23 protein-coding genes are annotated in these 23,661 nt (G+C 46.4%); 16 read left to right on the top strand and 7 right to left on the bottom strand.

The features are described from left to right. Positions 1-41 precede the first annotated feature (41 nt). The 4 genes from AWH61_RS16385 to hemC form a co-directional block, all read right to left on the bottom strand. A complete protein-coding gene (locus AWH61_RS16385; RefSeq protein WP_075177650.1) occupies positions 42-1,217 on the bottom strand; it encodes a heme biosynthesis HemY N-terminal domain-containing protein in 1,176 nt (391 codons plus the stop codon). Continuing rightward, positions 1,214-2,386, bottom strand: coding sequence for a uroporphyrinogen-III C-methyltransferase (locus AWH61_RS16380; RefSeq protein ID WP_039226926.1), 1,173 nt, complete (start codon positions 2,384-2,386; stop codon positions 1,214-1,216). The genes AWH61_RS16385 and AWH61_RS16380 overlap by 4 nt, the downstream gene beginning before the upstream one ends. Next, positions 2,387-3,118, bottom strand: a complete 732-nt coding sequence (locus AWH61_RS16375) for a uroporphyrinogen-III synthase (protein WP_014947800.1) — start codon at positions 3,116-3,118, stop codon at positions 2,387-2,389. Positions 3,119-3,181: 63 nt separating this feature from the next. After that, entirely contained in the window at positions 3,182-4,120 is a 939-nt protein-coding gene (hemC, locus tag AWH61_RS16370) for a hydroxymethylbilane synthase (RefSeq protein WP_014947801.1), read from the bottom strand. 196 nt (positions 4,121-4,316) lie between these two features. Between hemC and AWH61_RS16365 the strand changes: the two genes are divergently transcribed. Then, positions 4,317-5,378: a GGDEF domain-containing protein gene (locus AWH61_RS16365; RefSeq protein ID WP_049587575.1), complete on the top strand. Its 1,062-nt coding sequence runs from the start codon at positions 4,317-4,319 to the stop codon at positions 5,376-5,378. Positions 5,379-5,572: 194 nt separating this feature from the next. Here the strand turns inward: AWH61_RS16365 and AWH61_RS16360 are convergent, their stop codons facing one another. After that, positions 5,573-6,244 carry an alpha/beta hydrolase gene (locus AWH61_RS16360; RefSeq protein WP_075177649.1) on the bottom strand — a complete coding sequence of 224 codons (672 nt, stop codon included), beginning with the start codon at positions 6,242-6,244 and terminating at the stop codon, positions 5,573-5,575. Positions 6,245-6,451: 207 nt separating this feature from the next. Between AWH61_RS16360 and gmk the strand changes: the two genes are divergently transcribed. The 13 genes from gmk to AWH61_RS16295 all read left to right on the top strand — a co-directional run bounded on the left by gmk (position 6,452) and on the right by AWH61_RS16295 (position 20,448). Continuing rightward, positions 6,452-7,093 carry a guanylate kinase gene (gmk, locus tag AWH61_RS16355; RefSeq protein WP_014947804.1) on the top strand — a complete coding sequence of 214 codons (642 nt, stop codon included), beginning with the start codon at positions 6,452-6,454 and terminating at the stop codon, positions 7,091-7,093. A gap of 169 nt (positions 7,094-7,262) precedes the next feature. Continuing rightward, positions 7,263-7,535 (top strand): DNA-directed RNA polymerase subunit omega, encoded by a 273-nt coding sequence (rpoZ, locus tag AWH61_RS16350; RefSeq protein ID WP_014947805.1) that lies wholly within the window; start codon positions 7,263-7,265, stop codon positions 7,533-7,535. Between the two features lie 142 nt (positions 7,536-7,677). Then, positions 7,678-9,789, top strand: a complete 2,112-nt coding sequence (gene spoT, locus AWH61_RS16345; protein ID WP_039226917.1) for a bifunctional GTP diphosphokinase/guanosine-3',5'-bis pyrophosphate 3'-pyrophosphohydrolase — start codon at positions 7,678-7,680, stop codon at positions 9,787-9,789. Positions 9,790-9,813: 24 nt separating this feature from the next. Then, positions 9,814-10,200 (top strand): deaminase RidA, encoded by a 387-nt coding sequence (ridA, locus tag AWH61_RS16340; RefSeq protein ID WP_014975316.1) that lies wholly within the window; start codon positions 9,814-9,816, stop codon positions 10,198-10,200. Between the two features lie 3 nt (positions 10,201-10,203). After that, positions 10,204-10,911 (top strand): tRNA (guanosine(18)-2'-O)-methyltransferase TrmH, encoded by a 708-nt coding sequence (gene trmH, locus AWH61_RS16335; RefSeq protein ID WP_075177648.1) that lies wholly within the window; start codon positions 10,204-10,206, stop codon positions 10,909-10,911. A 194-nt stretch (positions 10,912-11,105) separates the two neighbouring features. Further along, the gene (recG, locus tag AWH61_RS16330; RefSeq protein ID WP_075177647.1) at positions 11,106-13,178 is read left to right on the top strand and encodes an ATP-dependent DNA helicase RecG; all 2,073 of its coding nucleotides are present in this window, start codon (positions 11,106-11,108) and stop codon (positions 13,176-13,178) included. Beyond that, on the top strand, positions 13,171-13,956 hold the full coding sequence (locus AWH61_RS16325; protein WP_075177646.1) for a class I SAM-dependent methyltransferase: 786 nt from the start codon (positions 13,171-13,173) through the stop codon (positions 13,954-13,956). The genes recG and AWH61_RS16325 overlap by 8 nt, the downstream gene beginning before the upstream one ends. Before the next feature lies 1 nt (position 13,957). Further along, a complete protein-coding gene (locus AWH61_RS16320) occupies positions 13,958-14,431 on the top strand; it encodes a peroxiredoxin (RefSeq protein ID WP_014947810.1) in 474 nt (157 codons plus the stop codon). Positions 14,432-14,862: 431 nt separating this feature from the next. Beyond that, positions 14,863-15,672: a hypothetical protein gene (locus AWH61_RS16315; protein WP_014947811.1), complete on the top strand. Its 810-nt coding sequence runs from the start codon at positions 14,863-14,865 to the stop codon at positions 15,670-15,672. 9 nt (positions 15,673-15,681) lie between these two features. After that, on the top strand, positions 15,682-16,716 hold the full coding sequence (locus tag AWH61_RS16310) for an extracellular solute-binding protein (RefSeq protein ID WP_075177645.1): 1,035 nt from the start codon (positions 15,682-15,684) through the stop codon (positions 16,714-16,716). Then, complete coding sequence (locus AWH61_RS16305; protein ID WP_014975321.1) at positions 16,713-18,233, top strand: ABC transporter permease; 1,521 nt, start codon at positions 16,713-16,715, stop codon at positions 18,231-18,233. The genes AWH61_RS16310 and AWH61_RS16305 overlap by 4 nt, the downstream gene beginning before the upstream one ends. After that, positions 18,233-19,264, top strand: coding sequence for an ABC transporter ATP-binding protein (locus AWH61_RS16300; RefSeq protein ID WP_039226913.1), 1,032 nt, complete (start codon positions 18,233-18,235; stop codon positions 19,262-19,264). The genes AWH61_RS16305 and AWH61_RS16300 overlap by 1 nt, the downstream gene beginning before the upstream one ends. Before the next feature lie 2 nt (positions 19,265-19,266). Beyond that, a complete protein-coding gene (locus tag AWH61_RS16295) occupies positions 19,267-20,448 on the top strand; it encodes a BaiN/RdsA family NAD(P)/FAD-dependent oxidoreductase (protein ID WP_075177644.1) in 1,182 nt (393 codons plus the stop codon). A gap of 59 nt (positions 20,449-20,507) precedes the next feature. On the opposite strand, the gene AWH61_RS16290 is transcribed toward AWH61_RS16295, so the two are convergent. Both AWH61_RS16290 and AWH61_RS16285 read right to left on the bottom strand, forming a co-directional pair. After that, entirely contained in the window at positions 20,508-21,179 is a 672-nt protein-coding gene (locus tag AWH61_RS16290; RefSeq protein WP_075177643.1) for an OmpW/AlkL family protein, read from the bottom strand. A 137-nt stretch (positions 21,180-21,316) separates the two neighbouring features. Then, positions 21,317-21,784: a hypothetical protein gene (locus AWH61_RS16285; protein ID WP_014947817.1), complete on the bottom strand. Its 468-nt coding sequence runs from the start codon at positions 21,782-21,784 to the stop codon at positions 21,317-21,319. A gap of 224 nt (positions 21,785-22,008) precedes the next feature. Here AWH61_RS16285 and AWH61_RS16280 point away from each other — a divergent pair, with 224 nt between their 5' ends. Further along, complete coding sequence (locus tag AWH61_RS16280) at positions 22,009-22,317, top strand: hypothetical protein (RefSeq protein WP_014975326.1); 309 nt, start codon at positions 22,009-22,011, stop codon at positions 22,315-22,317. Between the two features lie 150 nt (positions 22,318-22,467). Beyond that, positions 22,468-23,655, top strand: a complete 1,188-nt coding sequence (locus AWH61_RS16275) for a diguanylate phosphodiesterase (RefSeq protein ID WP_075177688.1) — start codon at positions 22,468-22,470, stop codon at positions 23,653-23,655. The last annotated feature ends 6 nt before the right edge of the window (positions 23,656-23,661 follow it).

The following is a 23,661-nucleotide window of genomic DNA, read 5'->3' as shown; positions in this document are numbered from 1 at the left end:
GGGTAATACAAGTACTACCAGAAAGCTAAATGAATATTCATCTAGCTGGCTAGCTGCTGACCTTCCTTGTAAAGCTGAAGTGCAGTGGCTGTGTCGTGCTTGCGTTCGCTAATTGCAGACAGCAGCAATAAGTCTTCTTTGCGCGACTTCATTTTAGTGGCTTTAAGCAGGGCTTTTTCCGCCAACACATCATCGCCTGAGTTAAATGCAACTTGGCCTAGCGTGGAGTATAGCGACACGTTTTCTTCGTCTTGCTTTATCCAGCTTTCAAGCAGTCGTAGTGATGGCGATGCATCAGGAATATTAAGCTGCGTGAACAGCGGAAACAGGGCGCTATTCGGGCCACGTTTTTGCCATTCAACTAGCAAATTCTGTGCGTCGGCATGCATACCTTGGTCAAGCAACTGTTGAATGTAAGCCGCGCGGTAAGCATCGTCGTGACGAAGCTTGCGGGGTAGGGTTTCCCAATATGATTTAAGCTCGACAGCGCCTTGCTTACTGGCAATTTCCGCAAACTTACCTTTGGCAATACGCTGGCTCCATGTAGTGTAGTCTGCTTTGGGCAATGCTTTACGCCAGCCTGACAAATTTTCTTGAAGTACTTGCCATTTACCTAGCTTGGCAAGAATTTGCGCTTTTAACTGCACAACTTGCTTGTTTTCACGCTCTTGCTCGTCAAGTTCGTTAAGTTTCTCTAGTGCCGCATCGTATTTTTCTTCAGCCATATCAATACGCGCGTGCATGACCGTTGCGGCTACTTTCGCTTTTGGAAAGTCAGTTGCCTGAACAAGGAAATAACGGGCTTTGGCTAAATCGTTATTGGCAAAAGCAATTTGCGCTGACGCCAAATAGTTAACGCCTTCGAAATCGCCGTTGGTGGTTTTGCTTAGCGCCTTTTGAGCTGTATCAAAATCACCTGCAGCCATTGCGTGTAAGCCGTCGTAAAACGCACGCTTACGTTTGCGCTCACCTAAAGTGCCGAACCATTTATGTGAACCTGTGATCAGGCTCAACGCCCACAATACCAGTCGAGACAGTACGTACCAGGCAATGATGGCACCTATCACTAAAATACAAAAGCTAATCACCGTCATTTCAACAGCGGTGTTACCCAGTGATATTAGTACGTAGCCCTTATCGCCTAACAACATCGGGCCAACAATTAGTGCAACAACGAATGCGGCTAATACCGCAAGGGCAATAGCTAACCATTTCATAGTGCACTTGCTCCTTGTCCGAACACCTGTTTAACGCGGCTATCCAATAGACGCTCTAGCGGTTTTTGTGACGCTAGCTCTGTAGGTATTGGGCGCGATACATCGGTAGCAATGAGGTTTTGTAGTGCATCTACAAAGCCCGTTACTTGGCTTTTTTCGGTGTCGAACTTTTCAATAATTAACGTTTGAGCGTATTGAAGCGACTGGCTGTAAAGCCCTGCATCGCCCTGAAGCGCGGCGGTTTGCGCGTGCATAAGCTGTAGACGAAGCTGCTCTTTTGCTAGGAACTGGGCTTCTAGTGAAAGCACTGGCTCAACCGGGCCTTCAATAGTTTTCACCGTAAGAAAATCGTTCACCAACGAACGCCACACCTTCGCAAGGTTCTCCTGCCAGTCGTCAGCTGACTCCGATAAGGTCGTGTCTTCTGCATTGGCGTCTTCTGGTTTTTCGAAGGTATCAAGTGGCAGTTTGTCAATTTGAGCAATCATACCCGTAAGCGCGAGGGCGACGGAACTTTGTGATACAGGGTTAAGCTGTTGTAAGGTTTGAATATCTTCTGCAAGGTTTGCGCGAACCGGAAGTACCGACGGATCGGCCAACGACTTTAAGCGTTTATCTGCGTTAACTAGCAGCAAAATTGCTGTGCGTACGTCGTTTTCTAACCAAAGCTTTCTGCCTGCCATGCGAACTAAGTAATCAGCTTCAGCAATGAGCCAGTCTGCCGGGCGGCGACCTTCCATATTATTTAGTTGTTCAAGGGTCGATTCAGCTTGCAGCGTCAGCTTTTCGTTTTGCGCTTTTAACTCGGCTACCGTGCTTTCTAACGTCTGGTTGGTACGAGCTACTTTGTCGATAGAGGCAACAAGACCAGCGCGCTCACGCTCAATAGTGTTTAGCTGAGAGGTCGTCGTTTGAAGTGCAGATTCAGAGTCCTTGCTTGCCGACTGTTGCTGCATGTAATACCAGTAACCTGCGCCAGCCATACCAAGCACAATAAGGAAAAGGATGATTACAACAAACCACAGTAGACCATTTCCCGACGATTTCTTTTTAGCAGCACCCGACGATGTTGATTCACTGTGCGTGGCAGAAGATTCGATAACGTCTTTTTCAGCTTCCACTTTCACGAGTTCCTCTTTTTGTGGGCTACTTTCATTGTTGTTGGCCATTCAATACTCCCAGTTATCCTTTACCCAGGCGATGAGTGCCTGATCGGTGGCTCGCTGACAAACCGCTACCTCTTTAATGCCTTGGCTAGTGAGGGTTTTGGCAATTCGATCGCTCACTGTTAACCATTTAATAGATTTAAGTGCTTGGCCAAATTGCGCAATTAGTTGCAGTGCCATTGCTTCGCTTGTAGCGATAATGCCGCTAACTTCGCCCATTTTCCACCGTTTTGTGTAAATTGGGCTTGTAAGTTGCTCTCTCTTATAAACGCAAAAGCTATTAACTAAAATACCTTTTTCGTCTAATCCAGTGGCTATGGCGTCGCGCCCACCTTCACCCTTAATGATAACGACATGCTGACAGTTTGCCTCATTAAGTTGGTGCATTGCCAGTATACCTTCGGATGTATGGGCTTCGGGAATAGCAACCTGCGCCGATGAAAACGCCTGAAGTCCCGCTTGTAATTTTCGTGCAGTGGCATCGCCCACAGCTATGATCAATGGTAATTCGTTAGCCGTTTCACGTAAGCCTTCAATAACGGTGTCTACAGCATATACGCTGGTAACAACAATTGCGTTTACTGCATTTGACGCTAAAAATTCTGCAGCAGCTTTTCTTTCAGACGAAATATCAATGATGTTAGACGTGGCAACGCCTACCGCGTCAATTCCGGCTTTTTCAAAGGCAGAAGCGCTTGCTTTTAACTTTGGCAGTGGGCGTGTAAACAGCAACATACTATCGAATTTTCATCCTTTTATTTTACTGCGTAAACCTGCACGCATTCGACAAACTATAACTTAGTTATAAAGCGCCTTTAAGATTTCACCGGCACCTTGCTCAAGAAGGGATTCCGCTACTTCAACACCGATATCTGCGGCTTTTTCTCGCGACGCTGTAGCAGAAGCAAAGAGCAGTTCTGAACCATCTGGCTTACCAACCATACCGGTTAGTGTCAGCACATCGCCATCAAGCGTGGCAAAGCTACCAATAGGTACTTGGCAGCCGCCTTCCAATCTCTCGTTCATGGCGCGTTCTGCGGTAACACGTGTATTAGTGTCTGTATGGTTCAGCGCCTGTAGCAACTTAATTAGCTCTTCATCGTCGTTACGGCACTCAATACCTACGGCACCTTGTCCAACGGCGGGTAGCGAAATATCAGCGGGTAACGGCATGCGAATACGAGATTCCATTTCAAGGCGAATCAGGCCAGCAGAAGCTAAGATAATGGCGTCGTACTCACCTGCGTCTAGCTTGGCTAGACGAGTATTCACGTTTCCGCGCAGGTCCTTGATGATAAGGTCAGGGCGATACTTGCGAATTTGGCACTGTCTGCGAAGGCTAGACGTACCTACTACTGCGCCCTGGGGCAGGGCATCTAAACTGTCGTGGTTATTTGAAACAAAGGCGTCGAACGGGTTTTCTCGCTCACAAATAGCGTGAAGGCCAAAACCTTCAGGAAATTCGACCGGTACGTCTTTCATAGAGTGCACGGCTATATCGGCACGGCCTTCAAGCATGGCAATTTCAAGCTCTTTTATGAAAAGTCCTTTACCACCAATTTTCGCCAGAGGTGTATCTAAAATTTTGTCGCCCTGCGTACTCATAGGCACAAGCTCAACGGTCATTGACGGATAATGCTCCAACAATTTTGCCTTCACATACTCTGCTTGCCAAAGCGCTAAAGCACTTTTTCTAGTAGCAATTCGAACGGTGCGGGTAGTGTTGAGGTGACTCATGGCTATTCCAAACTATATAAAAAGAAACTAAAACGATGTATCACATAACGTCATACGATATACCCCGTAGTATACGCATTTTCTGTATTAATGTTTGAAATTAGGCACAGTTTTCTCCTTGGTTATTATTGAACATTCAGTCTATGCTGAAAGGAATAATGGTTAATTAGTTTTAAATGCGGAGATAAGTCTTTTTATGGACAGTTCGTCGTTGCGTCAATTACTTAGAAGTGCTCAGCAAGATGAAGCGGAAGCAAAACGAAGGCGCTTAACGCTTTATTTCATATCCTATGTTGGTGGCACAATTATGGCGTTTATGGCGTGGATTAACATGGGTACAAACAACCCATTGCTCGTTGGAACGCTGGCGGGGTCAGCCGCTTTTGTGTACGCCAATGTGGCGTTATCCCATATGTTCCCTCGCGTCGATGTCTTTTATTATCTAGCAGGTTTAGTGGTAGCATTTACCATAAACGGCTTGGTTTATACCGGCGGGCTCAATAACACTGGGCTTTATTTTATTTTTCCCCTGCTTTTTATTCAGATAGTTGTTGTGCGTTTCAAGCCCGCCATGGTTTACGTAGCAGTAACCATGGGTATCGCTATTTTTATGCTCTACAATCAAGAAAAAATAGTGGCTGAGTACCCAGCAGAGCATGTTTCCCGCTTCCTAATCGCTACGTTCTGTTTCATTTGCGTCGCCTTTATAGGTGAAAATTTCTGGCATCAAAGCAGAAAAGAAATGCTGCGTGAAAATCTAGAGCGCATGCGTCAGGCTAATACCGATCCGCTTACAAAACTTCCTAACCGGCGATTCCTTGAAGCTGTTTTTTTTGAACGCGCAATGCAAGATCCCGGTGCTCATTTCCCTTTAAGTGCGGTGGTGGTAGATATTGACCATTTCAAAACAATCAACGATACCTATGGCCACGATATTGGTGACGAAGTGCTTATACATATCACTCGCCTAATGAAAGAAGCAGTAAGAACTACTGACGTGGTGGCAAGAACCGGTGGTGAAGAGTTTTTGGTCTTATTCCCTCATGCGACGTTGAGCCAAGCGGTAAAATTAGCAGAAAAAATGAGGAAGGTGGTTGAAGCTAACCCGTTTGTAGAAGGTGATGTTAATCACTCGATAACCGCAAGCTTTGGTGTAGCCACAGCGCTTACTGATACAAACTTGCACGCTTGTTTGAAGCAGGCCGATGACAACCTTTACAAAGCTAAAAATGCGGGGCGCAACAGAGTCGTCGAATAGTTTTGGAATAAACGTGAAATAAAGAAAAGACGGAAGGCGCAACTTTGCAATCGATAGACGTGTACCCACTTACGCTAAGAAGAAAGCTGGCTTTTGTTGCTTCACCAGCTTTCTCTTTTGTTCAAATACTAGGGCCTGTTGAGCTTTATTATATGAACGTAATTTGCAGCAAGGGCCAACAGGCTCTTAAGGCATTACCCTAGAACTTTTTGAAGCCAAGCACTTATGTCGTTAAGCTCTTGCATACAAACATTGTGCTGCATGGTGTAAGTCTGCCACGTGGCATTAAAGCCACTTTCGCTCAGCGTTTTGAACGCAGCATTGCCCATAAATACCGGCACCACTTCGTCTTGCTCACCATGTGCCATCATAATTGGCGTTTCGCGGTTTGTGTCTTTTGATTCGCTTCCAAGAAGTGATGGCTCGCACATATAAGTAGATAGAGCGATAACACCTGCAAATTTATTGGCATATCTAGGTGCTAAGTGCAGAGCAATAACACCGCCTTGAGAAAATCCTGCAAGTACAATACGTTCGCTAGGAATGCCACTTTCAATTTGTGCTTCGATAAGCGCTTCTACCTGAGCAGCCGACTCTTTTACACCCTCTAAGTCCGCACGGCTTTCAAAATCTAACGATTTGATATCGTACCAAGCGCGCATTCTCATGCCGCCATTGATAGTCACAGGGCGTTCTGGAGCGTGAGGAAAGAGAAATTTAACCGCCATTGATTCGGGCAGTTTTAGCTTGGGCACAATAGGCGCAAAACCATGGCCTGAATCGCCAAGACCGTGAAGCCAGATAACGCAGGCATCAGGCGTAGTGGATGGGTTTATCCCTACGCACGGCAGAAGTTGCTGAGTCATGCTTTATTTCCTAGTTTTGGGGTCAGAGTACATTTAGGGCCAGAAAAAGTACTCTGACCCCATTAATTTTTGCTGTGGTAACCCATCGGCATAAGCTTGGTAGAGTGATCCAAGTTTTCACTATGCAATGAAAGGTACGGCACAACCGCTTAATATGCTATCATTGCCACTTGAAATCACCACATTTTGAAAGAATTTTAATACCCTATGGCTTCACTACTCGGCAACTTATTCATTCTTGCAGCTCCTTCTGGAGCAGGAAAATCAAGCCTTATAAAGGCGCTAATGGAAAAGTATGAAAGCAATACAGCTACGCCAATGCAGGTGTCTGTATCTCATACAACACGTCAACCTCGTCCGGGTGAAGTCGACGGCGTGCACTACCATTTTGTGAGCCGAGAGCAGTTTGAAGCGCTGATTGAACAGGGTGTGTTTTTTGAATACGCAGAAGTATTTGGCAATTATTACGGCACATCCCGCGTGACAATTGAACAAACTTTGCACCGTGGCATTGACGTATTTTTAGATATCGATTGGCAGGGCGCGCGCCAAGTCAAAAAGCTTATGCCAGACACATGCGGTATTTTCATTCTTCCGCCTTCACTCGACGTGCTAGAGCAGCGTTTAAATAATCGCGGTCAAGACAGTGAAGAAGTCATTGCAGGGCGTATGGCGCAAGCCGTAGCTGAAATGTCTCATTTCAATGAATTCGATAGCGTAATTATCAACGACGACTTTGCGACTGCGTTAAATGATTTGGAAGCCATCGTGACAGCACAGCGACTTCGCACAGGAAAACAACAAATGCGCCATCAAGTGCTATTGGACGAATTGCTCGGTAGCGCGTAAGCTTAACTTAACAATACGTGTTTTGCTTTAGCATCGAACGATCGCTGCATAAATTGCATGATCTGACTGCTTCAAATTCAAACAAAACGCTAGGATCGCGCCACGTATATGTGTATACTACGCGGCCGTTTTTTGAATAACTTGCTCAACCTAATTTTCGGAGAAATACATGGCTCGCGTAACTGTAGAAGATGCCGTAGATAAAATTGGTAACCGCTTTGACCTAGTGCTTGTTGCTGCACGCCGTGCACGTCAAATTGCCACTGAAGGCAAAGATCCTATGGTTGACGTTCAAAACGATAAGCCAACTGTTACAGCACTTCGTGAAATTGAAGAAGGTTTGGTAACGGCTGCTACGCTTGAACAAGCAGAACTTCAAGCTCAAGAGCAGCAAGAACATGCTGAATTTGCATCAGTAGCAAACATCCTATCTGATCAATAAAACCTCTTTTTAACGGTTTTATCGGTATTTTAGCGCCAGTGCTTTGAAAAAAGCACTGGCGCTTTACTTTTGGCGTATTGGCTTCTTGCACAATTAAACGTATTCTTAGGGTTGTAACGTTAGATAAGGGTCACGCTTCACTGTGTATTTGTTTGAAGGTTTAAAGCAGAAAGTTTTAGAGTACTTACCAGCCGACCGCGTTCAGTTGGTACAAGAATCTTTTGTGCTTGCGCAAGAAGCGCATGACGGACAAATGCGTTCAAGCGGCGATCCGTACATTACTCACCCAGTTGCAGTTGCCGGTATTTTGGCTGACATGCACCTTGATCACGAAACGATCATGGCGGCACTCCTTCACGACGTTATTGAAGATACCCATTACAGCAAAGAAGACTTAGCCGAAGCTTTTGGCGATACCGTTGCTGAACTGGTAGAAGGTGTTAGTAAGCTAGATAAACTCGCGTTTAGCACTAAACAGGAAGCGCAGGCGGAGAACTTCCGTAAAATGATGATGGCCATGGTGCAAGACATCAGGGTTATTCTTATCAAGCTTGCTGATCGCACGCACAACATGCGCACGCTCGGGTCATTACGACCAGACAAGCGCCGCCGCATTGCGCTAGAAACGCTAGAAATCTACGCGCCAATCGCCCACCGCTTGGGTATTCACGACATTAAAAATGAGCTTGAAGATTTGGGTTTTCAGGCCATGTACCCTATGCGTCATCGCGCACTAAAGTCTGCTGTGCGCCAGGCCCGCGGTAATCGTAAAGAGATTATCGAAAATATTCGCGAAGAGCTGAACACTCGTTTAGACGCCTACCAAATTGAGTCGAATGTATTGGGTCGCGAAAAACATTTGTATTCCATTTACCGCAAAATGAAAAACAAAGAACTTATGTTCAATGAGGTAATGGATATTTATGCGTTTCGCATCGTTGTTCAATCGGTAGATAACTGTTATCGCGCCCTCGGTGCTATGCATGGGCTGTACAAGCCTATTGAAAACCGTTTTAAAGATTATATCGCTATCCCTCGAACCAACGGCTATCAGTCGTTGCATACGTCATTAATTGGCCCGCACGGCATTCCTGTGGAAATTCAAATTCGAACCCAGGAAATGGACCAAATGGCAGACAAAGGGGTGGCGGCGCACTGGCTATACAAAGAGCCTGGCGATAATGGCACCACTGCACAGCTTAGAGCGCGCAAGTGGATGCAAAGCTTACTTGAGCTTCAGCAATCGGCCAGCTCATCCTTTGAATTCATCGAATCGGTAAAAACCGATCTGTTCCCTGATGAAATTTACGTATTTACACCAGACGGACGTATTATCGAGTTGCCAATGGGCGCAACCGCCGTTGACTTCGCTTATGCCGTGCATTCTGATGTAGGTAATACCTGCGTAGGTGTGCGCGTTGAGCGCAGAAACTTCAGCTTAAGTAAGCCGCTTGAAAACGGTCAAACCGTGGAAATTATTACCTCGCCGAAAGCGAAGCCTAATGCAAATTGGCTAAACTTTGTGGTGAGCGCTCGCGCGCGAACCCGTATTCGTCAGTATCTGCGTAAACAGCACTCTCAAGAAGCGGTCAACATGGGTAACCGTCTACTTCGCCATGCGTTAGGCAGCGTGAAATTAGACGATATTCCAAACGAAGATATCGAACGTGTGGTGGCCGAAACTAAGCATGCTAATTTTGACGATTTGCTAGTAGATATCGGGCTTGGTAACGAGCTAAGCGCAATTGTAGCGCGCCGTTTATTGGGTGAAAGCACAACAGATTTATCAGATAAGAAAGGTAATGTGGCTATTCGCGGCACAGAAGGCCTGCTTGTTCACTATTCTCGTTGTTGCCATCCTATTCCAGACGATGAAATTGTTGCGGTTTTAAGCCCAGGTCGCGGCATGACTATTCACCAAATTGGGTGTAACAATATTCGCAAGCTAACGCGAGAAGAACCTCAGCGCGTGCTGCCCATGCAGTGGGACGACAACCCGCAAGGCGAATTTAAAGCGTCACTGCGTATAGAGTTGTTTAATCATCAGGGCACACTGGCAACTTTAACGAACACCATTTCAGGGTGCGATTCCAATATCATTGGTCTGCAAACTGAAGAGAAAGAGAGTAATATCTACTTTATTGACCTTGAACTTACCACGCACAACCGTGTGCACTTGGCTCGCGTAATGAAGAAAATACGTACCATGCCGGAAGTTCAAAGAGTGTCTCGTCATAGTCAATCACGACACTAATTACTACACTATTTAGGAACTACTATGTCTAAGTCTATTATTCAGACCGATAAGGCACCTGCTGCTATTGGTACTTACAGCCAAGCGGTTAAAGCAGGCACTACCGTTTATCTTTCAGGGCAAATTCCTCTTGTTGCTGAAACTATGGAAATGGTTTCTGACGACTTTGAAGCGCAAGCTGTACAAGTTTTTGAGAACATTAAAGCTGTGTGTGACGCTGCGGGCGGCACTACAAACGACTTAGTGAAGGTGAACATCTTCCTTATCGACCTAGGTCACTTTGCAACGGTTAATGAAATTATGAGCCGTTACTTCACCAAGCCTTACCCAGCACGCGCAGCCGTTCAGGTGTCGGCATTGCCTAAAGGTGCACAAATTGAAATTGATGGTGTAATGGAACTGCCGGAGTAAGCCATGTCACCTGAGCGTTACCAGCGTATAAGACAAGTGCTGGAAAGAAGGCAAACAGATCTTACGGTTTGCCTTGAAAATGTACACAAGCCGCATAACGTATCTGCAGTAGTGAGAACCTGTGATGCAGTGGGTATTCATCGCGTTCACACCGTGTGGGAAAAGAAATATCAGTTTCGTCGCGGCACTGCTATGGGCAGCCAACAATGGGTGCGTCAAACCAATCACGATAATATCAACGACGCGATGTCTGAACTAAAAGGCCAAGGCATGCAGGTACTGGTAACCCACTTATCTGATACCGCTGTCGATTTTCGTGATATTGATTACACCAAGCCAACGGCTATTTTGTTTGGTCAAGAGAAATACGGTGCCTCTGATGAGGCGAAAGCCGTTGCCGACCATGACATTGTTATTCCTATGATGGGCATGGTGCAGTCGTTGAACGTATCGGTAGCCGCAGCGCTAGTACTTTACGAAGCCCAGCGCCAACGTACTATTGCAGGTATGTATAACACCCAGCAGTTACCAGAAGCAGAGTGCCAAGCATTGGCCTTTCAAAATGGTTACCCGCGTTTGTATAAACTTTGCCAACGCAAAGGTTTGCCTTTGCCTGCTATTAACGCCATTGGTGAAGTGGATGCCGACGATAGCTGGTGGAAAGAAATGCAGATCACAAAAGCAGAGGCAAACGCGCTAGAGGCCGACTAGGGCCTAACCTATTGGTTGCACTTTTAGTTTTGCTCTTACTTGTATAGGGGCCAGTGTAAAAAACTGGCCTAAAGCGTACTCGCCAACCCCTCAACAATCCTTTACACTTCTTTTCCTATAACACGTTGAATAACACCAGCTTGTGCCAATTCAAAGGTTAAATAGTTAATGTTCCAAAAGAAGGATATCGCTTGATGCAAGCACTGGCCACTACACCCATTACTGCGCTTAAAGGCGTAGGCGCAAAGGTGGCAGAAAAGCTTAACAAAATAGGTTTGTTTACCCTTCAAGATATTCTGTTTCATCTTCCTCACCGCTACGAAGACAGAACCCGTATTTATAGCGTGGCAGAGTGCCGCCCGTTTACCCATGTAAGCGTGCAGGGCGAGGTTATGAGCGCCGACATTCAGTACGGCAAAAAACGCATGCTAGTGGTAAAGCTTAGCGACGGTACGGGGACCATAACCTTACGCTTTTTCCACTTTGGTGCAGTGCAGCGGTCTATTATGACGCCAGGAAACACGGTGCGGTGTTTCGGAGAAGTACGTACTGGAAAGTGGGGCATTGAAATGATGCATCCCGAATTTAAATTAGTGGATGAAGACGCGCCACCCACTGAAGAATCACTAACGCCAGTTTACCCCACCACAGACGGTGTTAAGCAGTTAACCCTTCGCAATTTAACTGATCAGGCCTTAAAACTACTAGATAAAGGCGCGTTGGCCGACTTACTGCCCGACGGCATTTACGATGACCAAATTAGCCTTAATGAGGCGCTTCATTTGGTGCATCGCCCACCACCCGATGTAGACGTACACGAAATGGAAGAAGGGCTGCACCCTGCTCAGTATCGGTTAATTCTGGAAGAGTTATTGTCACACCACCTAAGTGTGTTGAAAGTACGTAAGTTATCTGACGCGCAGCCTGGTATTCCTATTAAGGTGAATCAGCCGCTTATCGATAAAATGCTCGCTCAACTGCCATTCTCACCAACGGGGGCACAGGCTCGGGTAGTGGAAGATATTCAAAAAGATATGCAGCACGCGCGGCCAATGATGCGCCTTGTACAAGGCGATGTAGGGTCGGGCAAAACCTTAGTTGCGGCACTGGCCGCGCTATCAGCCATTGGTGCAGGGCATCAGGTAGCATTAATGGCACCTACTGAGCTGTTGGCTGAACAGCATGCCAATAACTTTCGTGGCTGGCTAGAACCTTTAGGTATTGAAGTAGGTTGGCTTGCCGGCAAGCTGAAAGGCAAAGCCCGCAATGAAGTATTAGCCCGCTTAGAAGCTGGCGATATTCAAATGTTGGTGGGTACTCACGCCATCTTCCAGGAAAGCGTAAATTACCAGCAGCTAGCGCTGGTTATTGTAGATGAACAACACCGCTTTGGCGTACATCAACGATTGGCCCTGCGCGATAAAGGCGAACAGCAAGGTCGTTACCCTCATCAGCTAATTATGACGGCGACGCCTATTCCAAGAACGTTGGCCATGACAGCCTATGCCGATTTAGACACCTCGGTTATTGATGAGTTGCCACCAGGCAGAACACCGGTGCAAACCGTGGTATTACCCGATACACGCCGCGCCGATGTGATAGAGCGCGTACGTCAGGCCTGTAAAGAAAACGGCCGCCAAGCCTATTGGGTGTGTACGCTCATTGATGAGTCGGAAGTGTTGGAGTGTCAGGCAGCAGAAGACGCTGCGGTTACCCTTCGTACTGCGCTGCCAGACCTACACGTTGGTTTGGTACACGGGCGTTTAAAGCCTGCTGAAAAAGCGCAGGTTATGGCCGACTTTAAAGACGGAAAGCTGGATTTATTGGTAGCGACTACCGTTATTGAAGTTGGTGTAGACGTACCTAATGCCAGCATCATGATCATTGAAAACCCTGAACGACTAGGTTTAGCGCAGCTTCACCAACTTAGAGGCCGAGTGGGGCGTGGTGCAGTAGAAAGTCAGTGTGTACTTATGTACCAGAGCCCACTATCGAAAACCGCCACTCAGCGCCTTGGCGTATTGCGCGAATCTAACGACGGGTTTTATATTGCCCAGCGCGATTTGGAAATTCGTGGCCCGGGTGAATTTATGGGTACTAAGCAAACGGGAATGGCCGAGCTTAAAATAGCAGACCTAGTACGCGACGCCGCTCTTATCCCTGAGGTTCAGGAAATTGCCTATACCCTTTGGGACAAATACCCCTCTCACGCTCAAGCCATCATTAATAGATGGATAGGGCATAAGGAACAGTACGGTCATGCTTAATCATGTGCCTTTAATTATTTGTGATGACGCCAATAGGGATGACGCTGCATTAATTAGTGCAATCAGCGAAAAGTGGGGTTTTCCTGTTGTTAGCAGTAGTGAAAAGCCTAGCGAAGGCCTGTATTTGCAGGTACAAAACGGCGTGCTTGGACTTGCCGACGCTGGTGAGAAAAAAGTGAATCCGGTAGAGGTTGATTTTGCTTCGCCGGCTAGTTTGTATCGCAAGCAGCACGGCGGTGGGCGCAAAGAGCCCATTGTTAAGGCCATTGGTCTTAAAGGCAATGAAGCATGGCACGTAGTGGATGCAACGCCTGGGCTAGGTCGTGATGCCTTTGTATTGGTAAGCGTTGGCTGCAAGGTCACTATGATAGAGCGATCGCCCGTGGTTGCCGCCTTGCTTGAAGATGGTATTCGCAGATTAGCGCTTAGTTTTCCGGAACTTGCAGCTAAAATGTCGCTTCAACATGGAAATAGTGCTGAGGTAATGCAATACTTCACTGGTGAGAATGTGAACGCTATTTACTTAGACCCCATGTTCCCACACAAAAAGAAGTCAGCCTTGGTGAAAAAGGAAATGCGGCTGTTTCAGCAACTGCTTGGTCATGACCCAGACGCAGATGCGCTGTTACCGCCAGCACTAGAGCTAGCCACGCACCGGGTAGTGGTGAAACGCCCAAACAGTGCAGACGTGCTGGCAGGAATAAAAGCATCAATGGCTATTGAAAGCAAAAAGCACAGATTTGATGTGTATTTGTGTCAAAAAAATCTAGGAGAGTAGCATGATACAAGTTGGGGGCACTTTGCCTGAAGTAGATTTTAGCCTTTTAGAAAACGGCGAAATAACCAACCCAGGAACGAACGAACTGTTTTCGGATAAACGCGTTGTATTGTTTGCGGTACCCGGTGCATTTACACCGACCTGTTCTCAAGCCCACTTACCGGGCTATGTAGCGCTTGCCGATAAGCTTAAAGCCAAAGGTATTGATAGTATTATTTGCTTAAGCGTGAACGATGCATTTGTTATGGATGCATGGGGCAAAGCGAGCAACGCTGAAGAGATCATAATGCTGGCAGACGGCAATGGTTTCTTTACCAAGCAAATTGGCTTAGACATGAGCACGGGCAATTTCGGCGGCTTGCGTTCGTTACGTTATTCCATGCTCGTGGAAGATGGCGAAGTGAAAAAGCTAAACGTTGAAGACCCAGGTCGTTTCGACGTCAGCGATGCGCAAACCATGTTAGATAGTCTGTAACACCGAAAATACGGCGTTAATAATCTCAAGAGCCCGCAACTAAGGTTGCGGGCTTTTTTCGTTTAGATGTTTGTGAAGGTTCGTTCATACCAGTCCGCATAGTTAATTACTCGCCCTTCGAGAAGGTCTGGCAAGCTTCTGAGTGGGCAACTATCTATGCAGCTTGGTATTCTTTAGTTAAGCGTATACTTGGTCGCCATTTTCATTAAAATGTAACCTATGTATGATCTGGCGCTCTGTAAATAGCGTTGAATATCAGTACGTTCAGTGAAGGTTAATGAACTAACATGTAGTATTCTGTGTCGAAAGTGCAGAAAAAATAAGGGCTAACACACTACGTTACTTAGCATGTGGGCTCGTTCAGTTACCTTTACTTGCTTAATGATAATAAGTATCATTTGCGCGAAAAGACAAACGTTTTAGGAATAATTATGACAACAACACTGAAAAAAATGAGTGCTTTGGTACTGGCTTCTGCGGTCACTTTCTCGATGCTATCTTCTCAGGCGCTTGCTAACGGTGCCATTGGCGATCACGTGAACAATCTTCACGCGCACATCGGCGAATATACGGAAGAGGTACATTGGTTAGAAAGCAAGTTTGGCAGTGTTGTTGATGCGTATGAAGCAAAAGATAAATCGCTTAAGACCGATGCACTGATTGAGTATTGGGAAGAGGTGGATTTTCACTCTGCTATTGAAACCCAGTATGTGCCTATTTACGCCTCTATTTGGCAAGGTATTTATGGTGTGAAAGTCGCCATTGATGAAGGCAAGCCTGTTGCAGACGTGCGCGTAGAGCAAGAGAAGCTAAATCATGCCTTGTGGCAGGCGTTAGGCGCAGTTAAACTTGCGTCCCAGTATCAAAAGAAAGGCTTAGTGAACAAGGTTCAGACCACCGAAAAAGAACCTACCACAGGCCCTGAAGTTATCGACGATATTAAAACACGTCTTGATCGTGTTGTTGCTAAGTACGCGGAACAGCTTCACGAAGTAGCAACTACACTCGTTCACGATACTTACCTTCAACGATTTGAAGGTGTGGAAGGTGATTTGATTGCGAAAAACGCAGCTTTGGTTGAAGACTTGGAGAAAGACTTTAACGTAACGCTTCCACAAGCTATCTCAAAAGACACTGGCGTTGATTCAGTTCGTAAGGTCGTAGAGTCTATGCAGGCCAAACTTGACCGCGCTCGCGCACTTTTGGTTGAAGTAGAACAAAGTCGTAAAGACGTATTTTAAGGAAGGTGTATGCAACGTAGAACATTCTTACAAGGCTTAGCAGCGGCCGGTGCATTATCTGGTTTGCCGTTTAGTTTTGCTCACGCTATGACACAAACAGGCAGTGTGTCAGTTGAGTCATTGCCTAAATTAGAAGGTGATCTCACACTTTACTTAGGTCGTGGTGAAGGTGGCTTGTACGAGAATGTTCTAAAGGCCATTGAAAAGCGCAACCCAAAGCTTAATCTTAAAATAAGACGCGGCGGCTCTGCGGCATTGGCCAACACCATCGTAGCTGAGACTAAGGCAGGCGTTAAACGCGCTGACCTTTTCTGGGCCGTAGACACGGGCTCGATTGGCATGGTAACTGATGCTGGCGCGGCTAAGCCGTTGCCAGACGACCTTACTGCGCAGCTGCGTGAAGATTTTCAGTACCCGAGCTGGTCACCGGTAACAGGTCGTGTGCGTACACTGCCTTATAACACTGAGCGTGTTAAACCGGAGCAAATCCCTGAAAGCGTGATGGCGTTAGCCGACAGCGATTTAAAAATTGGCTGGGCGCCAGCCTACTCATCGTTTCAGTCTTTTGTCACGGCAATGCGCATTTTAGAGGGCGATAAAGCCACTAAATCATGGCTTAAAGGCATTAATAAGCACTCGAAAAAGTACGCAGGTGAACTTGGTGTAGTGATGGGCGTTGAACGTGGTGAAGTCGATATTGGCTTTGCGAATCACTACTATACCCTTCGCCTTAAATCAGGTAAGCCAAATGCAAGCGTAGCGCTTGCGTACAGTAAAAGCGACGCAGGTTGCCTAGTAAATGCGTCTGGTATTGTGGCATTGAGCGACGGCGACTTGCCGGTTAACTTTATTCGTTACCTGCTTTCGCACGAAGTTCAGTCTTATCTTGCTCGCGAAGCCTACGAAATACCTCTGGTTCAAGGGGTTGAACAGCCGCAAGGCTTAGCTGACCTAAGCACGCTGTCACCGCCTGAAATGGACCTTCGTAAACTGGCTGACTTACGCCCTACACTTAATCTTATGAGGGAAGTTGGCGTACTGTGACAAATTGGCCAAAGTCGTATCCACTGGCACTTCTTATCGCGCTGATGGCTTTATTGCCCGTCGGCGTTTTGTTTTCTCTAGCTCAAGATAGTGCGCAACTTTTTGATACCCATAACTTAAGGGTACTAGCGAACACGGTGTCATTGGTGGTGCTTACCATTATTGGCTCTGTACTTATCGGAGTACCGCTTGCCTTTTTAACCGCTTATGTGCAGATGCCATTTAAGCGGTTTTGGCTCATTTTACTTGCCGCGCCATTAGCACTACCAAGCTACATTGGCGCATTTGCGATGTACTTTTCATTTGGCACAGGTGGCGAAATTGAAAACGTACTGGGAATTAGCACGCCACCTATCAGCGGCCTTTGGGGCTCTGCGCTGGTCATGAGCCTTTATACTTATCCATTTGTCATGATGACAACCCGTTCAAGCTTACTGAGTTTAGATGCAAGCTTAGTTAACGCGGCGCGTACGTTAGGGTTAACCTTAGGCGCAAGCTTATGGCGAGTGGTTTTACCGCGTGTTGTGAATAGCGTTGCCGCAGGGGCACTCCTTGCTGCACTTTATGCGTTATCCGATTTTGGTACGCCTGCAATAATGGGCTTTGACACTTTCACCCGTGTTATTTTTGTTGAGTATAACGCCTTCGGTCTTAGTCAAGCCGCCATGCTGAGCCTTCAGCTAATGGTTATTGTTGGGCTTATTCTATTTATAGAAAGTCGTATTAGTGGCGCTCAAGAGCGCCCAGGTAAGCATTTATCGTTGTTTCCTGCTCGCTGGCAGCGAAACCTAATGTTGCTGGCTACTATGCCGGTGGTATTTATGGCTATTGTGCTTCCCCTTGCTATTTTTACGCTGTGGTTAGTGCGAGAAGGCGCCGGCGGTTTTGAATTTAGCTATGCGTGGAACTCAGCTCATGCGTCATTTATTGCAGCGATTGTTGCTGTATTGCTAGCCATTCCGGTGGCTCACGCCGCTATTGCCGGAAAAGCTGGACGTTTTATGGAGCGCATTACTTATTTTGGCTTTGGGGTTCCAGGTATCGTAATGGGGACGGCCCTTGTTTATGTTGGCCTGCAGTTGCCAGCGCTCTATCAAACGTTAAGTCTGCTTGTGATGGCTTATGTACTGCGCTTTATCCCACTTGCTGTGGGAAGTGTAAGAAGTACGGCTGAGAATATTGATTCAGGTCTGGTAAAAGCCGCTCGCGTGCTGGGCGCTAGCCCGCGTGAGGCATTTATGCGAATTACGCTGCCGTTAACCCTTCGTGGTATGATAGCGGGCGCAGCGCTTGTGTTCTTAGAAGCCATGCGCGAACTACCTGCAACGCTAATGTTAGGACCTACAGGATTTGAAACCTTAGCTACCTATATGTGGCGAGTTTACGAAGCGGGTTACTTTGGCCGCGCAGCCGTGCCAGGGCTTTTACTTGTTTTATTATCAGGTGTGGGGTTAATCCTCATGCTGTCGGGCGAAAGAAAAGCCCAGTTTACCGTTACCGAGGATGATCGTTCGTAATGCTTAGTGTAAATAATTTGTCTGTGAATTATGGGTCTACCCGCGTTGTCGACAAGTTAAATCTTGAGCTTGGACAAGACGAAATCCTGATGCTGGTGGGGCCAACCGGCTGCGGTAAAACCACCATTTTGCAAGCGTTGGCTGGGCTTATTCCTATTTCAGAAGGGGCTATGAGCCTAGGTGAATGGGAAAGTACAGCAAACAAACATGTTCCGCCTGAAAAGCGTAACGTAGGTATGGTGTTTCAAGACTTTGCGTTGTTTCCTCATCTTACCGTTCAGCAGAACGTTTGCTTTCGTTTAAAAGACACTAAGCTGGCCGATCATTGGCTTCAATTATTAGGCCTAGATAACTTCCGCGATGCAAAACCTGCACGTCTTTCTGGCGGTCAAAAGCAGCGCGTTGCGCTAGCAAGAACGCTAGCTCACGAACCTTCCTTTGTATTGCTAGACGAACCCCTTTCAAACCTTGATGCTGCGCTAAAAGACAGCTTGCGCTGGGAAATTCGCGATGCCTTAAAAAAAGCAGGCGTACCTGCTATTTGGGTAACGCACGATCAAGAAGAGGCGCTAAGCGTTGGCGATAGAGTGGGTATACTTAATAAAGGTGTGCTTGAGCAATTAGACACACCTGAAGCCTGTTACTCTTCTCCTGCCAGCCGTTTTGTGGCGCGTTTTATGGGCGAGGCGAGCTTCTTAAGTGCGACGTTCGATAGCAGCGCAGCAAATACAGACAAAACAGTGGTTACCGATATTGGTAATGTGCCGGGCACACCGCTTCAAGGTGCAAGCGGCAACGTAGACTTGTTGGTACGCCCTGACGATTTAAGCTTAGATGCTACACTTAGTGAAACTAACTGTACGGTTGAATGGGTACGCTACGAAGGCGAAAGTCGGCTTTACGCGGTTGTCTTGGATTGCGGCGACGAGCTTAAAGTACGAGTAAGCCACGAAAATGCTATAAAGCCCGGTACTCGCGCTTTCGTACAGCTAATAACCACACATCCATTGGCCGTTTTTCCTAGAGGTTAATTGTGATCAAGCGCGATGTAATTGTTATTGGTGCAGGAGCTGCAGGGCTTTTTTGTGCGGCGCAGGCCGGCGCGCGCGGACGCAGCGTAGAAGTGCTCGATCACGCTAAAAAAGTGGGCCGAAAAATCCTGATGTCAGGCGGTGGCCGCTGTAACTTCACTAACATGTATGCAGGCCCGGAAAACTTTCTTTCGCAAAACCCTCACTTTTGTAAGTCGGCACTCAGTCGCTATACTCAATGGGACTTTATTGGCTTGGTTGCCGAGTATGGCATTGCCTACCATGAAAAAACCTTAGGCCAACTGTTTTGTGATGATAGCGCCAAAGAGATCGTCGATTTACTGCTAAATGAGTGCAACAAAGCGGATGTGACGATTACCACTCGTTGCGACATTCTAAGTGTAGAAAAGAATGAAAGTGGGTACTCACTTACAACCTCGGATGGTGAGTATGAATGTGAATCCCTTGTAATTGCTACCGGCGGTTTAAGCATGCCCAAGCTAGGTGCCACGCCATTCGGCTACAAAATAGCGCAGCAATTTGGTCTTAACGTATTACCTACTCGTGCAGCACTTGTTCCCTTTACCTTGCACGATAAAGATAAAGACACACTGGCAGAGCTTAGCGGTATCGCAGTTGATGTATATGCCAGCTGCAACGACACTACGTTTAAAGAGGCAATGTTGTTTACCCACCGAGGGTTAAGCGGCCCTGCCATGCTCCAAATTTCCAGCTATTGGGAAGCGGGTGACAGCTTAAGTATCAACATGCTACCTAACGACGATGCTACGGCGCTTCTACAAACTGCACGCACAGAGACGCCAGACGCATTGCTTGCTACCTGTTTAAATAAAGTATTTCCAAAGCGTATGGTACAGAGCCTTGTTGAGTATCATAGTTGGCGCAACGTGCCGGTGAAACAGCTGACTCACGGCGAGTGCGACGCCATTGCTGACACCCTAGAGACTTGGCAAATAAAGCCAAACGGCACAGAAGGATATCGCACCGCCGAGGTTACTATAGGCGGTGTTGATACCAATGACCTATCATCAAAAACCATGATGGCGAAAAATGTCGAAGGCCTGTACTTCATTGGCGAAGTGGTTGACGTAACTGGTTGGCTCGGTGGCTTTAACTTCCAGTGGGCATGGAGCAGTGGTTGGGCAGCAGGGCAGGTGGTTTAGAACCTCACCACGCTCCAAATTGTCGTACACTTTGCGGAAATCAAAGAACTAAACGGTTACTAAAACCGGTAACCTAGCGAAATAGCATAGACAAAGGGGTCTATTTCAATAGCGCTCACTGAGCCCCGGGTATCACCTAGGTTGAAGCTTGCTTCTGTGTCTATGTCTATCCAACGAACGGCGGCATTCAAAAACCATCTTTCGCTTAACTGATAGTCTATTCCCACTTGTGCGGCTAAGCCAAACGAGTTATCAAGAGATAAGTCACTAAGCCCTGCCTCTTCATTAGCTCCCGTAAATTGCTCGTCATAAATAATCGTATAGTTTAAACCCGCACCCACATAGGGCTGAAAAGCACTTGATGGATCGTTAAAGTAATAGTTAACCGTCACTGTGGGCGGAAGGTGGGTTACTTCGCCTAACTGGTTACCTGTTCCTAATGGGTTGTCGATAGCGAAATTAACGTCATGTGTGAACGGCGTTGCGGCTAATACTTCTACGTTAACCCTATCCGTGATGAAATAGGCCGCGGTGAGGCCCAATTGCGTGTTGTTATCAATGGTCAGGCCAAAGCCCAAGTCGTCACCCACGTTAATGTTTGAAGACGATTCATCAGGTGCAACCGTGGCAAAGCCACCTCGGACGAGAATGTCGCCTTTTTCAAATGCAACTGCATTGGATGCTGAAGCAATAAAGGGAAGGGCGGTTAGTGCTAAAGCTAAGTTTTTCATCGTAGTCTCTCAGTCTGATAATTGAACACAGATAAGACTAAACAGACTTACTTAAAAAGAACTTTCTAGAAGATTAACGTTAGATTAAAAGCCTTCGTTATATAAAAAGCTAAAAACGGCGCAGTATTGCGCTGTAATCAAAACGACATACCAATTGCTAGACCAGCAACCACTGCACTTTTATGATTTCGGTGATAGTCGTAATGAAGCTGCGGCGATATGGTAACCCCCGATACTTCAAACTCATACAAAAAGCCTAACCGGGCCACCTCCATTTTATGGCTGCCGTGGAACTCAACGCCGGGGCCTATTTGTGCAATAAAATTATTGGTAATGTGCAGGTCAGCAACAAGCAGGTAGGTGTAAGCGTCTAAGTCTTCAAACGCGTATTCAGCCACAAAGCCTACGCCTAAAAAATCGCTCACACGGTATTCGTAATCGATACCTAGTGTAAAAGCGTTTCCGCACTCTTTTGTGTAAGTGGTACCTACCAATGCAGATAAATGATGGGGTGACGTTTCCCAATGATGAGCATTTCCCTTTGCAACAACAACGGGGGCAAATACCAAGGCAGCAACTAAGCCTAACGCTATTTGAACTCGCATAGTGATGCTCACATAAATTTAACGGTGACTACCTAGAAAGTTTCTTTCTAGCACTAATGAGAGCGTAGGCATCAAACGGCTATTTCACCAATGAACTTTAGTTGAAGTAATCAATTGGCCCAACTTAGTCAGCGTTAGGCGCATAGTTAAGCTTACATCTACCCATAACATCAAAATCTCGCTAAGGTGTCTGAATACAAGCCACCGAAGGAAAGAATAAAATAATGATTGATGAGAAACAGAAGGTACGTTTTTTAGATGCTTGTACCGAACAGCTTATCGCGCTTTATACAGCCAGCAAAAACGGTAAAAAGGTCGATGCTGAGAAATATCGGGTACAAGGGTTTATGCACGCTGGCGAGCTTCTAGGGATAATTACCAATGAACAGGGCAAGGCGCTGATTGCCGACTTACATGTACAGGTTTTTGGTGAAACTATTGATGAGCGAGCGACAAGAAAACGTAAACTTAATGCGCTAAAAGAATCTGATCCCGATGCATATATTGAGATTCCCGCCATTGAAAGACGTTAATTTAAGTTAAGCAAAGTTACCTAAACCGACTTTGCGAGATTCTCGTTTCTAAGACTATACTTTGCCCCACACTATGATAAAAGAGCTGTAAAAAGAGGTTGCAGCTAGTTCGAAGCAGGGATGAAAACAAAGTTTAACAAGAGGCAACCCGTGCTTAAGCAGTTAGTTTACAGAAGTCAGTCGACGGTAAAAATTGATGAAAATGAACTTCTTAAAATAACAAACGATTCACTGCCATTTAATGCGAAAAACCACATTACAGGTATTCTTTTGTTTGATGGGGAATACTTCTTTCAAGTGCTTGAAGGAGATTGTGAGAAGGTAAACGCGCTTTTCGAACATATAAAAACAGACAGTCGTCACAGCAACATTATGAAAGTGACCGAAATGGTCATTCACAAACGCGATTTTGGAGATTGGCATTTAAGAACGCTTTCTGTCGCAGAAGGAAGCCGCTGCTATTGGTTACCTCCGGATATTAATATTAGCCGGGAAAGCCGGATATTTGCGCTTCTCAACAGCTTTGCTTCTGGGAAATGGCGAACTTGTTTAAGTGATAACGCGCGCAAAGACGTAAGAGCTAACGTTACGACGTCAGAGAAAGCAGTTAAACCCTTCGAAAACTCTGACATTCAGTTTGCCTTTCAGCCTATTGTGGATACCTACAGATCTCGTGTCTCTTCAATTGAAGCCCTAATCAGAAGTAACGATGGGAGATATCCTGAGACTATTTTGGAGGAGCTGGTTGGGCCGGAAAAGTACGATTTTGACCTGAAAAGCAAAGCTATAGCAATTAAGCAAGGCGCTGCGTTGCTATCTTCAGACCAGTCTTTATCCATCAATTTATGCCCCGGAGCGATTACCTCCACCGTCAACGTCGCAGACTACCTTCACGAATTGGTTAAACGCAATAAATTGAAACCACAGCAGCTTGTTATCGAAGTTACCGAAACAGAAATAATCAGCGAAAGTGACACATTTTACCAAGCAATAGAGCAGATCCGTTCACGAGGCATGAGAGTCGCTATAGATGACTTCGGCGCAGGGTACGCAGGGTTATCGTTACTCGCAGACTTCACACCAGACAAAATTAAATTAGATAGAAAAATAACGACAGGCATTCACGAAAGCGGGCATCGACAAGCAATAACCGAGGCTGTACTCGAGTTTGCCAACTCTATGGGAATTCCCTTGGTGGTAGAAGGCGTCGAAACGATTGATGAGTGGCTGTGGTTGCAGCATGCGGGTGTACAAAGATTTCAGGGGTTCTTGTTCGCAAAGCCCAAATTAAATGGTGTTAGTGGTATTGATTTTTCCTTCGACGGCGCTAGCAGCTAACTCCGC

This window comes from Alteromonas sp. W12 (assembly GCF_001924945.1).
Classification (GTDB): domain Bacteria; phylum Pseudomonadota; class Gammaproteobacteria; order Enterobacterales; family Alteromonadaceae; genus Alteromonas; species Alteromonas macleodii.
The sequence above is the reverse complement of the archived record's forward strand: the minus strand, read 5'-3'. Positions and strand labels throughout refer to the sequence as shown.

What these genes read in the sequence shown, in the direction of transcription:
- AWH61_RS16380 (WP_039226926.1), bottom strand. Translation starts at nt 2,386, where the DNA reads ATGGCCAACAACAATGAAAGTAGCCCACAAAAAGAGGAACTCGTGAAA.
- AWH61_RS16290 (WP_075177643.1), bottom strand. Translation starts at nt 21,179, where the DNA reads ATGAAAAACTTAGCTTTAGCACTAACCGCCCTTCCCTTTATTGCTTCA.
- ridA (WP_014975316.1), top strand. Translation starts at nt 9,814, where the DNA reads ATGTCTAAGTCTATTATTCAGACCGATAAGGCACCTGCTGCTATTGGT.
- recG (WP_075177647.1), top strand. Translation starts at nt 11,106, where the DNA reads ATGCAAGCACTGGCCACTACACCCATTACTGCGCTTAAAGGCGTAGGC.
- AWH61_RS16310 (WP_075177645.1), top strand. Translation starts at nt 15,682, where the DNA reads ATGCAACGTAGAACATTCTTACAAGGCTTAGCAGCGGCCGGTGCATTA.
- AWH61_RS16280 (WP_014975326.1), top strand. Translation starts at nt 22,009, where the DNA reads ATGATTGATGAGAAACAGAAGGTACGTTTTTTAGATGCTTGTACCGAA.
- AWH61_RS16365 (WP_049587575.1), top strand. Translation starts at nt 4,317, where the DNA reads ATGGACAGTTCGTCGTTGCGTCAATTACTTAGAAGTGCTCAGCAAGAT.
- trmH (WP_075177648.1), top strand. Translation starts at nt 10,204, where the DNA reads ATGTCACCTGAGCGTTACCAGCGTATAAGACAAGTGCTGGAAAGAAGG.
- hemC (WP_014947801.1), bottom strand. Translation starts at nt 4,120, where the DNA reads ATGAGTCACCTCAACACTACCCGCACCGTTCGAATTGCTACTAGAAAA.
- AWH61_RS16325 (WP_075177646.1), top strand. Translation starts at nt 13,171, where the DNA reads ATGCTTAATCATGTGCCTTTAATTATTTGTGATGACGCCAATAGGGAT.
- AWH61_RS16320 (WP_014947810.1), top strand. Translation starts at nt 13,958, where the DNA reads ATGATACAAGTTGGGGGCACTTTGCCTGAAGTAGATTTTAGCCTTTTA.
- gmk (WP_014947804.1), top strand. Translation starts at nt 6,452, where the DNA reads ATGGCTTCACTACTCGGCAACTTATTCATTCTTGCAGCTCCTTCTGGA.
- AWH61_RS16315 (WP_014947811.1), top strand. Translation starts at nt 14,863, where the DNA reads ATGACAACAACACTGAAAAAAATGAGTGCTTTGGTACTGGCTTCTGCG.
- AWH61_RS16285 (WP_014947817.1), bottom strand. Translation starts at nt 21,784, where the DNA reads ATGCGAGTTCAAATAGCGTTAGGCTTAGTTGCTGCCTTGGTATTTGCC.
- AWH61_RS16300 (WP_039226913.1), top strand. Translation starts at nt 18,233, where the DNA reads ATGCTTAGTGTAAATAATTTGTCTGTGAATTATGGGTCTACCCGCGTT.
- AWH61_RS16385 (WP_075177650.1), bottom strand. Translation starts at nt 1,217, where the DNA reads ATGAAATGGTTAGCTATTGCCCTTGCGGTATTAGCCGCATTCGTTGTT.
- rpoZ (WP_014947805.1), top strand. Translation starts at nt 7,263, where the DNA reads ATGGCTCGCGTAACTGTAGAAGATGCCGTAGATAAAATTGGTAACCGC.
- AWH61_RS16375 (WP_014947800.1), bottom strand. Translation starts at nt 3,118, where the DNA reads ATGTTGCTGTTTACACGCCCACTGCCAAAGTTAAAAGCAAGCGCTTCT.
- AWH61_RS16360 (WP_075177649.1), bottom strand. Translation starts at nt 6,244, where the DNA reads ATGACTCAGCAACTTCTGCCGTGCGTAGGGATAAACCCATCCACTACG.